The organism is Lachnospira hominis (ex Hitch et al. 2025), from assembly GCF_040096395.1.
GTDB lineage: Bacteria > Bacillota > Clostridia > Lachnospirales > Lachnospiraceae > Lachnospira > Lachnospira hominis.
Window position 1 is genome coordinate 227,742 of record NZ_JBBMES010000001.1, and the last position, 12,905, is coordinate 240,646.

The following is a 12,905-nucleotide window of genomic DNA, read 5'->3' on the forward strand; positions in this document are numbered from 1 at the left end:
GTGAGGAATTTAATGAATAATGTAAATGGAGTGATAGTCGGGATTGATATACAGGATAAAATAACACAGGCTGCAATCTGGGATGAGCAGACAGAGATGGTGATACATGTTACAGGACCTGAAAACGAGGCCGCTTTTTTAAATCCGTTTGAAATGCCAGGCTGGGAACAGAGCGGTAATATTGAGGCAGCCTGTGAATTTATTGCATCGATAATAGAATGTGCATCAAAATGTGCACAGGGCAGAAAAGCGGGATTGATATGCATAACAATCGCTGATTATGAAATTAAAAAGCTTAATTTTATATCGGAGGTCATGAAACGGCTGCAGTTTAACAGTGAACAGTGGTCAGTTATAAGCCATGAGGAAAGTTTTGCTTTTTATGCTTACAGCCAGAAAAAAGGTCTGTATTCAGCAGGTGTTATGCTTCTTGACTACAGTAATGATAATATTGCATCATATATCTGCATGAAATCTAATCTTAATGGTTGTGATGTTATAATGGAAAACAGGTATTTTTCTGATGCCATACAATATGATGAAGAAAAGGATTCATATAGCAATCTGTGTGTTAATCAGCATGAGATAACAGAGTGGCTTAAAGGATTGCTGTTCAGGTATAATGTCTCAAGTGTATTTCTTACAGGCAGCAGATTTGAGATGGAGAAATTTCCTGATGAATTCACAAGATTTCTGTGCCATTCAAGAAAAGTTTTTGCAGGGCAGAATCTTTATGTGAAAGGTGCGGTTCTTGGGGCATGTACAAAAGTAAAACAGATACTTCCTCCTGATACAATTCTGGCATGCAAAAACAGGATTACAACTGGTATAGAGATGGACATATGCGAGCGTGGAAACGATATGCGTCTGAAAATTGTAAGACCCGGAACAAACTGGTACAGTGTAAAAAAACAGCTGTTTTTTATAATAGATGATGTAAGATATATTAATTTTTATCTGAGACCTGTTGATACTAACAAAGAATATATTGAAAAAATTGACATAAGTTCACTGCCTTTCCGTGAAGGTAAAATGACAAGAATAGAAATGGATGTTGATTTTATGTCTGATGAGGAATGTCATGTGTTAATAAAGGATAAAGGCTTTGGTGACATAGTAAAAAGTTCCGGAAAAATAATAGAAAAAACGTTTTTACTGAAATGAGGGTCATGCGTAAATGGGAAAGATAATATTATGCAGGGCAAGAGAGGCAAAACAGCCGCTTGTTGTAAAGGATATAGGACTTAAAATATATACACTTGAGGAATTGTGCTATTTTATATATAATAATATTTATTTTATAAGCATTGACTTCTTTGATGACGACTTCAATTCATTTGTTGAGGAGACAGGGCAGAAACAGCTGGTACAGATAATTGCAGATTTGAAAAGCAGGAATGCAGGACTTGCACAGATTGTTGTAAGTGTTTTAAAATATGTTGATTATTACAGCAATGAAGAGATAGAACAGTTAAGCGGTGTGCTTGGAACACTTGACAGCCGCAATGTTTATGAAAGACTTAAAGCGAGAGCTGATACATTGCTTGAAAATAAATGTTATTACGGTGCAGTGCAAAATTATGCGAAAATAATTGAGGGCACATATGATAAGTCACTTTCGGGATTGTTTTATGCGAGAGTGTATCATAATATGGGGGTTGCACATGCAAGAATGTTTTTATACAAACAGTCTGTTCCATATTTTGAGGAAGCCTACAAAATAGGGCAGCACGAAGAGTCGCTAAAATGTCTTATGGCAGCTAAAAGACTAGCTATGGGAAATAATATAATAGAAAGTGATGATGCATCTGACCAGGAGGCAGCTTTGAAAAGCGAACTTGAAAAACTGGCAGACAATGCAAGATATTCTGATACATACAGACATCTCCAGCAGATTGAAAAGCTTAAAGAGGAGGCTGATATTACGGAGTATAATGATGCACTTACCGGTCTGCTTGATGATTGGAAGAAACAGTATATTAAGTACAAATCATAGAATGGGGTACATATGGGATTTTTAAAGTCAGTTAAGAATATCTTCTTTAAAGATGAAATAGAAGATGATTATGAAGAATATGACGAATTTGATGAAGAACTGAATAAGCATGCCAGAACAATAAAGTCATATCTTGATGAAGAGGATTATGGCAAAGAAAACGAAGACACTGATAATCAGGAATTTGATGAGTATGATGAGAGTTCAGGATATGAAACGCCGGAAGATGATGAGGGCTTTGACGGCTTCAGCGATGATGAACTGCTTGTGGGTGATGAACGTGATAACGTAAAACTGGGGGCTTTTGATGGAAGTGACCTGAAAGAATATGTTAAAGGCCAGTGCGAGATTATGGAAGATGCCGGAAGGCATATTGAAATGATAATGGAGGAGTACAGTCAGGTATCAGAGAGATTTGCTGATATTGAACTGTATGAAAATGCACCGGATAATCTGAAAGACCAGATTGCAAAACAGGCTGAACTTGTTGACAATCTTGCGGTTGACAGGCGGATTCTTAAAAATTCCGAGAGCAAGCTGTCTAATAATGCATATAACAGAATGGACATGTATGCACAGGAACTTCCTAAGAGTTTTAGGTTTATACAGCAGCAGGAAACATATTATGAGACAGTGAAAAGAGATTTACAGTCTCTTGAGGGCGAGAGGATGGCTCTTAGAATGGAAGCCAAGAATCTGAAAAAGAAACATGCTGCAATCAAAAAGGCTGCAATTATAGTTCTTGCCTGTCTTGCGGTAGTTTATTCTATTTTTACAATAGTTATGGTTGCACTTGATAATGAAGATGAGTTATATTTATTCTTTGTTGTGACATTTCTTGGTGCAATAGTTGCTGTGGGAATATTTGCATGGCTGAGTATTATTCACAGACAGGCATCGGCAGTCGAAATAAAGATAAATAAAATTACGGCGGCATTAAACAAGATAAAGATAAAGTATGTTAATGCGGCAAATGTGCTTTCATATGAATATGATAAATACAAAATAAAGAGCTCATATGAACTTGGAAGAAAATTTGAATTATATCTTCAGATGAAAGAAGAAAGAAAGCATGTACTGATGATGACAGCTAATCTTAATGATGCAGAAAATAAGCTGCTTATGCTTCTGAAAAGAATAGGAATTTCAGACACAGTTGTATGGCTTTCACAGACCAAAGGACTATATATACGCAATGAAATGGTTGAAATCAGGCATGAACTTGCGGCACGTCGTAAGAAACTGAGAAATCAGATTGAGTATAATGAAGGCAGGATTGAAGAAGCAAAATATAACATAAGAAAAGTTAATAAATTACATCCGGAGTATACAAAAGAGACTTTGGAAATACTTGATGAATATGAAAAAAGGTCTATAAATTAAATTTTGCTTGCCAATTACGGTACATGTGTTAAAATTAGTTACAGTTCAGTTATTTTAAATTGGAGGAAAAAGTAATCATGATGAAGGAAAGATTGCAGGAAATCAGGGAGAGAGCGTTAGAACAGATTAACTCTACTGATTCACTTGAAAAGTTAAATGAGGTAAGAGTATCTATCCTCGGCAAGAAAGGCGAACTTACAGAAGTCCTTAAAGGAATGAAGGATGTTGAGCCAAAAGACAGACCTATGGTTGGTCAGATAGTCAATGAGACAAGACAGGCTATAGAGGAAGTTCTTGAGAATGCAAGAAAAGAACTTTCAGAGAAGATGAGAGAGATTCAGATGAAAGCAGAAGTTATTGATGTAACACTTCCTGCAAAAAAGAATAATGTTGGACACAGTCATCCTAATACACTTGCTCTTGAAGAAATTAAGAAAATATTTGTTGGTATGGGATACGAAGTTGTAGAAGGTCCTGAAGTTGAATATGATTACTATAATTTTGAAGCGTTGAATATACCTGCCAATCATCCGGCAAAAGATGAACAGGATACATTTTATATTAATGACAAGATTGTCCTTCGTACACAGACATCATCAGTTCAGGTTCGTGAGATGGAGAAAGGAAAACTTCCGCTTCGTATGATTTCTCCGGGTCGTGTATACAGAGCAGACGAAGTTGATGCAACACATTCACCATGTTTCCATCAGGTAGAAGGTCTTGTTATTGATGAAAATATTACATTTGCGGATTTAAAGGGTACACTTGTAGAATTTGCAAAAGAAGTATTTGGCCCTGAGACAAAAGTTAAATTCAGACCGCATCATTTTCCATTTACAGAACCTAGTGCTGAAATGGATGTTTCATGCTTTAAGTGTGGCGGTAAAGGATGCCGTATGTGTAAAGGTGAAGGCTGGATTGAAATTTTAGGATGTGGAATGGTTCATCCTCACGTACTTGAGATGAGCGGAATTGATACAGATAAATATACTGGTTTTGCATTTGGTGTTGGTCTTGAAAGAATAGCACTTCTCAAATATGAAATTGATGATATGAGACTTTTATATGAAAATGACGCACGTTTCTTAAAGCAGTTCTAATAATTAAGATAACAGGTTGTGAATATATTATAGATATCAGAAGGGATAATTAATCATGAATACATCTTTAAATTGGATTAAAGCAATGGTACCCGGACTTGATGATGTTACAGATCAGCAGTTCCGTGATGCCATGACACTTTCAGGAACAAAGGTTGAATGCTTCACAGCATATGATAAGAACCTTGATAAAATAGTAGTTGGACAGATTGAATCAGTAGAAAAGCATCCTGATGCAGACAAGCTTGTTATATGCCAGGTAAATGTAGGTGATTCAACAGTTCAGATTGTAACAGGTGCACCTAATATTGAAGTTGGTTCAAAGGGTCAGAAAGTGCCTGTAGTTCTTGATGGAGGACGTGTTGCAGGAGGTCATGATGGTTCTGCACTTCCTGAGGACGGAATTAAGATAAAGAAAGGTAAACTTCGTGGCATAGAATCATGCGGCATGATGTGTGCAATTGAAGAACTTGGTTCATCAAGAGAGTTTTATCCTGATGCACCGGAAAATGGTATATATATTCTTGGTGATGATGCAGTTGTAGGTTCTGATGCCGTAGAGTATCTTGGTCTTAATGATACTGTATTTGAATATGAGATTACAAATAACCGTGTTGACTGCTATAGTGTAATCGGTATTGCAAGAGAAGCAGCAGCTACATTCAACAAACCATTTAATCCTCCAATGCCATCTAAGACAGGCAATTCAGAGGATGTTAACGATTACATAAGTGTGGATATTGAAGCAAAAGAACTTTGCCCTCGTTATGTTGCAAGAGTTGTTAAAAATATCAAACTTGCACCATCTCCAAAGTGGATGCAGCACAGACTTATGACAGCAGGAATCAGACCTATTAACAATATAGTAGATATAACTAACTATGTTATGGAAGAATATGGTCAGCCTATGCATGCATATGACTATGACCAGATTGCAGGTAAAAAGATTGTTGTAAGAACAGCTGCTGATGGTGAAAAATTCGTCACACTTGATGGTCAGGAAAGAATACTTAATTCATCAACACTTATGATTTGTGACGGTGAACGTGCCGTAGGTGTTGCCGGTGTAATGGGCGGCGAAAATTCAATGATTACAGATGATGTTAAGACAATGCTTTTTGAAGCTGCAACTTTTGACGGAACAAACATCAGAAAGACAACTAAGAGAATCGGTCTTCGTACAGATGCATCAGGCAAGTTTGAAAAAGGTCTTGATCCTGAAAATGCAATGGCTGCAATGGACAGAGCATGCCAGCTTATAGAAGAACTTGGTGCCGGAGAAGTTGTCGGTGGAGCTGTTGATATCTATCCTGTTAAGAAAGAATGCAGAAGAATTGTATTTGAACCTGAAAGAGTGAATAAACTTCTTGGTACAAATGTATCCGTTGATGATATGATGGATTATTTCAAGCGTCTTGAAATAGAATATGATAAAGAATCAAATGAGCTTATTATTCCTACATTCCGTCAGGATTTAATAAGAACAGCTGATATTGCTGAAGAAGTTGCAAGATTTTATGGCTATGACAACATTCCTACAACACTTCCTCATGGTGCTACAACAATGGGTAAGGTTTCGTTCAAGCAGACAGTTAAGGATGTTGCAGGCGAGATAGCACAGTTCTGTGGATTTTCACAGGCTATGACATATTCATTTGAAAGTCCTAAGGTTTTTGATAAATTAAAGATTGCTAAGGATTCACCACTTAGAAAGACAGTTGTGATTTCAAATCCACTTGGAGAAGATTTCTCTATTATGAGAACACTTCCTCTTAATGGTATGCTTACATCACTTTCAACAAATTATAACAGAAGAAATAAAAATGTTAAGCTGTATGAACTTGCTACAGTTTATATTCCGTCTGATAATGAAGAAGAACTTCCAACAGAAAGCGTTGATTTTACTCTTGGTTTCTTTGGAGATGGAGATTTCTTTACAATGAAAGGCGTTGTAGAAGAATTTCTTGAAAGAATAGGAATGAGAAATAAGCCTGAATATGATCCACAGGCAGGCAAGCCATATCTTCATCCGGGTCGTCAGGCAAATGTAATCTATGATGGAACTGTTATCGGATATCTTGGTGAAGTACATCCTGATGTTGCTGATAATTATAGTCTTGGTGAGAGAACATATATTGCTGTTCTTGATTTATCAAAGATTACTCCGATGGCTTCATTTGACAGAAAATATACAGGAATTGCCAAATTCCCGGCTGTTACAAGAGATATAAGCATGGTTATGCCTAAAGACATGCTTGTAGGAACTGTTGAAAAAGTCATTGAAAAACGCGGCGGTAAGCTTGTTGAGAGCTTCAAGCTGTTTGATATATACGAAGGCGAACAGATTAAAGCTGGATTTAAATCTGTTGCGTATTCAATTTCATTCAGGGCAAATGACAGAACATTGGAAGATAAAGATATAGCTCCTATCATGGAGAAGATTCTTAATGATTTGTCAGAAATGGGAATAGAACTTAGAAGTAACTAGAGGTCAGACATGGAAAAAGTTATGAATCTGCATGATTTTTATTATGACCTGCCACAGGAACTTATAGCACAGGATCCGCTTTCTGACCGCTCAAGTTCAAGGCTTATGGTCCTTGATAAAAATACAGGCGAAATAGAACATAAAATATTTAGGGATATAGTTGATTATCTTAATCCGGGAGACTGCCTTGTTATTAATGATACAAAGGTAATTCCGGCTAGACTTATAGGTGAAAAAGAGGGTACAGGGGCAGCAATAGAAGTGCTGCTTCTCACCCGTAAAGCTGATTTGAAGGATACATGGGAAGTTCTTGTTAAGCCGGGCAAAAAGGCAAAAATAGGAACTCGTATTCATTTTGGCGGTGATAAACTTATTGGTGAGGTTATTGATATTGTAGAAGAGGGAAATCGTATTATCAGATTTGAGTACGACGGCATATTCGAGGAAATACTTGATGAACTTGGACAGATGCCTCTTCCGCCATATATAACACATAAACTGGAAGATAAAAACAGATATCAGACAGTATATGCAAAACATGAAGGTTCGGCAGCAGCACCGACAGCAGGACTGCATTTTACAGAGGAACTGCTTAAAGAGATAAAAGAAAAAGGTGTTGATATTGCAAGAGTAACTCTTCATGTCGGACTTGGTACATTCAGACCTGTTAAAGAAGAAAATGTACTTGATCATCATATGCATTCTGAATTTTACAGAATTGATGAGGAAGCAGCAGAAAAAATTAATAACGCACGTAAAAATAATGGGCGTATTATTGCTGTTGGAACTACAAGTACAAGAACACTTGAATCGGTGGCTAAAGAGGATGGTACAATAGAAGCGTGCAGTGGTTGGACACAGATATTTATATATCCTGGATATAAGTTTAAAGCAATCGACTGTCTTATTACAAACTTCCACTTGCCTGAGTCTACACTGGTTATGCTTGTGTCAGCACTTGCAGGACGTGAGAATGTACTTAATGCGTATGAAACTGCAGTAAAAGAAAAATATCGTTTCTTCAGTTTTGGAGATGCTATGTTTATAAAATAATGCAGAAGATATGGGAGGAGAAAAATAGTGGGAGCAGAAAGAAGAAGAGCATCAAGAGTCCCGATTAATGTGACATTGTCACTCAATGGTATCAGTGATGAAAATGATGCATGTGAGCAAAAAGATATAAGTGTTGAAACAGTAGACATTTCAAAGGGTGGTATAGCTTTTATTACAAAAAAAACCTTGAAAAAGGGGACTTTTTACAATACTTCAATTCAAATGCCGAACCATGAGGTTCTTGATGTTGTTATTGAAATAGTAAGACAGCAGCCAGATGAGAATGGTGAGATTATGTATGGAAGTCGTTTTGTTGGAATAGGACCTGAAGATGAATTTCGTATAGAGGTATTCAGAATGGTATTTGAAGGAACAAAAAATCAGAATAATTAAAATTAAAGATATTGAGTAGTGCGGATAATCGCGGCTGCAATTGCCGAAAGGCAGCAGGTGAGGAAAGTCCGGGCTTCGCAGGGCAGGATGCCAGATAACGTCTGGTGGAGGTGACTCCAAGGATAGTGCAACAGAAATAAACCGCCTGTTTTACAGGTAAGGGTGGAAAGGCAGTGTAAGAGACTACCGCGTTGCCGGTAACGGCAATGGTCCATGTAAACCCCATCCGAAGCAAGTCCAAGAAAAAGCTATACGGCTGCCCGTCGTGCTTTTAGGTAGGACGCTTGAGTGTATCGGCGACGATGCAACTAGATAGATGATTATCACACATTTATATGTGGACATAACCCGGCTTATAGTGCTGCTCATTATAATAAATTAGTTATTAAAACATTTTACAGATGACAAAAATAAATATTTTCTTTCTGCCGGAAAATGAATTAAGGTATGGTTTGTTGTGAAAAAAAACAGGGTTATATATTATAAAGATGAATTGTCAGATGAGTTTTCGTCGGCACAGATAAAACCAATATCTATTGATGAAAATTACATTTATGACAGGAAAACAAAAGGGAAAATATTACATACATTTTGGTATAAGATTATTGCCAGACCTCTGGCATATATTTTTTTGAAAATAAAATTTGGACATAAAATTATAAATAAAGAAGTATTAAAAGGATATTCAGATAAAGGAATATTCATATATGGAAATCACACTAATGCTGCAGCTGATGCATTTATTCCAAGCATGGTGAGTTTTCCAAAAGATACATATGTAATTGTGCATCCCAATAATGTTTCAATGCCTGTTCTGGGAAAGATAACACCATATCTTGGAGCTGTTCCCCTTCCTGGAAATAAAGAGGCATTTGTGAATTTTACAGATATTATAGAGAAAAGGCTAGATGAAAAAGACAGCATTGTTATTTATCCAGAAGCCCACATATGGCCATATTATACGAAGATAAGGCCGTTTAAGGATATGTCTTTCAGATACCCGGCTCAGTATCATGCTCCGGTATTTTGTTTTACTAATGTATACAGAAAGAGAAAACTAAGAAAGACACCGCAAATGATAACATATATAGATGGACCATTTATTGCAGATTCATCGATTCCAATTAAGGAACAGAAAGTATATCTTAGAAATAAAGTCTATGATGCAATGACAGCAAGAAGCAAAAATAATAATGTTGAGATAATAAAGTATATCAGATTGGAGAACGAATAATGATTAATGTATTATTCGCCGGTAATGATGGGGTTTTTGATGGCATACTTACATGTATGCTTTCAATATTTTTAAGAACTACAACAAAAGAGCCATTTACATTTTACATATTTACAATGGATGTAAGCCATATAAAGAGCAGCTATATTGCAATTTCGGAGAAAAAGACAGAATATCTTGATTCGATTGCCAAAAGCTACAACAAAGATAGCAAAGTGGTACGTATGGATGTAATAGAAAATTATAACAGAGTATTTGCGAATTGCCCGAATGAGCTTACATATTGTTCTCCGTACACACTTTTAAGACTTCTCGCTGACGAGATGGACGAGATACCTGATAAATTATTATATCTTGATGCAGATATTTTATTTAACAGGGACATAACACTTTTGTATAATCATGATATAAGTGATTACGAGTATGCTGCAGCAAGAGACCACTATGGAAAATATCTGATTAATCCTAATTATATTAATGCAGGTGTGCTTTTGCTTAATATGAAAAAAATAAGGCAGACAGGACTTTTTTCAAAAGCAAGAAAGCTTCTTTCAGAAAAAAAACTGTTATTTGCTGACCAGTCTGCTATCTACAGGAGTACAACAAAAAAGCTTATGCTTCCTCAGAAGTTTAATGACCAGAAGTTTTTACATAAGCATACTGTTGTAAGGCATTTTTCAAAGAGATTGTTTTATACACCGTATCCTCATACAGAAAATATTAAACAATGGCAGATTAGTAAAGTTTATCGAATATTTAGATATGATGCATTTGATGACATATTCTTTGAATATATATATTTAAAAAAGAAATTTGAAAGGGATATAAAAGGTAATACAAATGAATAGCAACATAATACCGATTTTCTTTGCATGCGATAATGGATTTGTAAAGTACACTATGGTTTCATTAAAGTCTCTTATGATGAATGCAGACAGAGACAGACAGTACAATATCCATATTCTGAATACAGGAATAGATGATGACAAGAAACAGGTCGTACTTGATATGGCAGATGATGTATTTCATATATATTTCAATGATGTAACAGAATATTTAAAAGAACTCGAAAAAAGACTTCCTTTAAGAGATTATTATTCATATACAACATATTACAGATTATTTCTTGCAGAAATGTTTCCAGAATATGAAAAAGCATTGTATATTGACAGTGATACTGTAGTGCTTGGAGATATATCAGAACTTTTCGATTATGATATAGGTGATAATTATGTCGGAGCTTCATGTGACCCGGTTGTTTCCCAGGCTGATATATTCGGTAATTATGCTGAACAGGTTCTTGATATTGACAGAAATCATTATTTTAATGCCGGAGTTCTTGTACTTAATATAAATCAGTTCAGAGAGCAGGATATACTCGGACAATTTGTTGAGCTGCTTCATGCATATACATTTGTTGTTGCACAGGATCAGGATTATCTTAATATTATCTGTAAAAATCATGTTTATTGGATAGATCCTAAGTGGAATAGTGAGACATTTGGTAAGCTTGCATGTGATGAGGAAGATATTTGCCTTATTCACTATAATCTTGCAGCTAAGCCATGGCATTATGAGGATTGTAAGCTGGCTAAGTATTTCTGGCAGTATGCAAAAGAAACAACCGTATATGACGAAATAAAAGATGTTCTTAATAACTTTACAAGAGAAGATGAGGAACAGGATAAGAAATACGGTGAAAATCTTTATAAACTTGCACATGATGAGATTCATAATGAGAATAATTATAAAAATATCTGCGATAGAAGTCAGGTACAGTCTAGGCAGAGAAGAGAAATAGTTGAGAAAATAGAGCAATATGAAAGAGAGGGGCGTTTCGATGAAGATGTTGAGGACGATCCGCCTTCAAGAGTATTACTTCCGGAAGAGATAGATTATACATCTAATAAATTTTTGAAAAAATTCAGAACAAGATATGCATTTAAGTTTGCAAGATGGTATCTTAATTCTATGATAAGAGAAAAAAAGGTAATAATAAAAGGCTATGAGGGAGTGGAAAATTTTAAAGCTCTTAACAGTGGTGCAGTTATTACATGCAATCATTTTAATGCATATGACAGCTTTGCAATGGAGCTCGTCTATGACAAAGCACAACAACAGTCAAGAAAATTGTATCGTATTATTAAAGAAGGTAATTACACAAGTTTTCCGGGATTTTATGGATTCCTTATGAGAAATTGTAATACACTTCCATTGAGCAGTAATATGGATACTATGAAGAAATTTATTTCTGCCGTAAATAAACTTCTGTCAGAGGGCAATTTTATACTTATATATCCTGAACAGAGCATGTGGTGGAATTATAGGAAACCTAAGCCTTTAAAGACCGGTGCATATAAATTTGCAGCAAGAAATAATGTTCCTGTACTGCCGGTATTTATGACTATGCAGGACAGTGATATAATAGATTCAGACGGTTTTCCTGTTCAGGAATATACAATTCATGTTGCACCGCCTATATATCCCGATGCTTCAAAGTCGGAGCATGAAAATGCCATGATTATGATGAAAGAAAATTATCGTTTATGGAAAGATATATATGAAAAAGTATATGATGAAAAACTCACATATACATGTGGAATGAATTTTGAAAATTCAGAATTTTATAAAGAATTTTTTAATGATAATGAAGAATTATCAGAACAGGTTGGTTAATAAAAAGCTCCGTCCGGTTGTTTATACCGGGTGGAGCTTTTTTGTATTAAAATTATCTTGAATATTTTTCTTCACAATATTTACAGCGGTAAACCTGTTTTTCTTCGTCAGTAAGAATGAAAACATGGTCTAATTCCTGTTCGATAGAAGTAATACATCTAGGATTTTTACACTTAATTACATTAGTAATCTGTGTCGGAAGAGAAAGAGCTTTCTTTTCAACAATCTGACCATCCTTAATTATGTTTACTGTGATATTGTGGTCGATAAAGCCTAATACATCGAGGTCTACAAGATCAAGACCACCTTCAATTTTAATGATGTCTTTTTTGCCCATTTTGTTGCTGCGTGCATTTTTGATGATGGCAACACAGCAGTCGAGTTTGTCAAGTCCAAGATTATTATAAATCATCATAGATTTGCCGGCTTCTATATGGTCAAGCACGAAACCTTCATTTAATTGTCCTACGTTTAACATAAAATCCTCCTTGTTTTTCCGAAGGAAAAATCCGAACTCCTGTGAGGAGAGGATTTGTCCTCCTTGTTTTTCCGAAGGAAAAATCCGAACTCCTGTGAGGAGAG

11 protein-coding genes and 1 other RNA gene are annotated in these 12,905 nt (G+C 35.7%); 11 read left to right on the top strand and 1 reads right to left on the bottom strand.

Features of this window, described 5'->3' with window-relative positions:
• The first annotated feature begins 12 nt into the window (after nucleotides 1-12).
• The 11 genes from WMO38_RS00995 (at nucleotide 13) to WMO38_RS01045 (ending at nucleotide 12,323) form a co-directional block, all read left to right on the top strand.
• The gene (locus WMO38_RS00995) at nucleotides 13-1,164 is read left to right on the top strand and encodes a DUF5716 family protein (RefSeq protein WP_349161035.1); all 1,152 of its coding nucleotides are present in this window, start codon (nucleotides 13-15) and stop codon (nucleotides 1,162-1,164) included.
• Nucleotides 1,165-1,177: 13 nt separating this feature from the next.
• On the top strand, nucleotides 1,178-1,996 hold the full coding sequence (locus tag WMO38_RS01000; protein WP_349161037.1) for a hypothetical protein: 819 nt from the start codon (nucleotides 1,178-1,180) through the stop codon (nucleotides 1,994-1,996).
• 12 nt (nucleotides 1,997-2,008) lie between these two features.
• Nucleotides 2,009-3,379 carry an AAA family ATPase gene (locus WMO38_RS01005; protein WP_349161039.1) on the top strand — a complete coding sequence of 457 codons (1,371 nt, stop codon included), beginning with the start codon at nucleotides 2,009-2,011 and terminating at the stop codon, nucleotides 3,377-3,379.
• An 80-nt stretch (nucleotides 3,380-3,459) separates the two neighbouring features.
• Complete coding sequence (pheS, locus tag WMO38_RS01010; protein WP_186836344.1) at nucleotides 3,460-4,479, top strand: phenylalanine--tRNA ligase subunit alpha; 1,020 nt, start codon at nucleotides 3,460-3,462, stop codon at nucleotides 4,477-4,479.
• Between the two features lie 55 nt (nucleotides 4,480-4,534).
• Nucleotides 4,535-6,967, top strand: a complete 2,433-nt coding sequence (gene pheT / locus WMO38_RS01015; protein ID WP_186836212.1) for a phenylalanine--tRNA ligase subunit beta — start codon at nucleotides 4,535-4,537, stop codon at nucleotides 6,965-6,967.
• A gap of 21 nt (nucleotides 6,968-6,988) precedes the next feature.
• Nucleotides 6,989-8,020, top strand: a complete 1,032-nt coding sequence (gene queA, locus WMO38_RS01020) for a tRNA preQ1(34) S-adenosylmethionine ribosyltransferase-isomerase QueA (protein ID WP_349161190.1) — start codon at nucleotides 6,989-6,991, stop codon at nucleotides 8,018-8,020.
• Between the two features lie 27 nt (nucleotides 8,021-8,047).
• Nucleotides 8,048-8,413, top strand: coding sequence for a PilZ domain-containing protein (locus tag WMO38_RS01025; RefSeq protein ID WP_349161041.1), 366 nt, complete (start codon nucleotides 8,048-8,050; stop codon nucleotides 8,411-8,413).
• A gap of 12 nt (nucleotides 8,414-8,425) precedes the next feature.
• An RNA gene (gene rnpB, locus WMO38_RS01030) (RNase P RNA component class A) lies at nucleotides 8,426-8,785 on the top strand.
• 85 nt (nucleotides 8,786-8,870) lie between these two features.
• On the top strand, nucleotides 8,871-9,647 hold the full coding sequence (locus WMO38_RS01035; protein WP_349161043.1) for a lysophospholipid acyltransferase family protein: 777 nt from the start codon (nucleotides 8,871-8,873) through the stop codon (nucleotides 9,645-9,647).
• On the top strand, nucleotides 9,647-10,495 hold the full coding sequence (locus tag WMO38_RS01040; protein WP_349161044.1) for a glycosyltransferase: 849 nt from the start codon (nucleotides 9,647-9,649) through the stop codon (nucleotides 10,493-10,495). Before WMO38_RS01035 ends, WMO38_RS01040 begins: the two co-directional genes overlap by 1 nt.
• Complete coding sequence (locus tag WMO38_RS01045) at nucleotides 10,488-12,323, top strand: glycosyltransferase (protein WP_349161046.1); 1,836 nt, start codon at nucleotides 10,488-10,490, stop codon at nucleotides 12,321-12,323. Before WMO38_RS01040 ends, WMO38_RS01045 begins: the two co-directional genes overlap by 8 nt.
• A 52-nt stretch (nucleotides 12,324-12,375) precedes the next feature.
• Here WMO38_RS01045 and WMO38_RS01050 read toward each other — a convergent pair whose 3' ends face one another.
• Entirely contained in the window at nucleotides 12,376-12,801 is a 426-nt protein-coding gene (locus tag WMO38_RS01050; RefSeq protein WP_021865434.1) for an aspartate carbamoyltransferase regulatory subunit, read from the bottom strand.
• Between the last annotated feature and the right edge of the window lie 104 nt (nucleotides 12,802-12,905).

Excerpts from the sequence above, each read along its gene's own strand:
- WMO38_RS01040 (WP_349161044.1), top strand. The coding sequence starts at position 9,647 with ATGATTAATGTATTATTCGCCGGTAATGATGGGGTTTTTGATGGCATA.
- pheT (WP_186836212.1), top strand. The coding sequence starts at position 4,535 with ATGAATACATCTTTAAATTGGATTAAAGCAATGGTACCCGGACTTGAT.
- WMO38_RS01000 (WP_349161037.1), top strand. The coding sequence starts at position 1,178 with ATGGGAAAGATAATATTATGCAGGGCAAGAGAGGCAAAACAGCCGCTT.
- WMO38_RS01050 (WP_021865434.1), bottom strand. The coding sequence starts at position 12,801 with ATGTTAAACGTAGGACAATTAAATGAAGGTTTCGTGCTTGACCATATA.
- pheS (WP_186836344.1), top strand. The coding sequence starts at position 3,460 with ATGAAGGAAAGATTGCAGGAAATCAGGGAGAGAGCGTTAGAACAGATT.
- queA (WP_349161190.1), top strand. The coding sequence starts at position 6,989 with ATGAATCTGCATGATTTTTATTATGACCTGCCACAGGAACTTATAGCA.
- WMO38_RS00995 (WP_349161035.1), top strand. The coding sequence starts at position 13 with ATGAATAATGTAAATGGAGTGATAGTCGGGATTGATATACAGGATAAA.
- WMO38_RS01045 (WP_349161046.1), top strand. The coding sequence starts at position 10,488 with ATGAATAGCAACATAATACCGATTTTCTTTGCATGCGATAATGGATTT.
- WMO38_RS01005 (WP_349161039.1), top strand. The coding sequence starts at position 2,009 with ATGGGATTTTTAAAGTCAGTTAAGAATATCTTCTTTAAAGATGAAATA.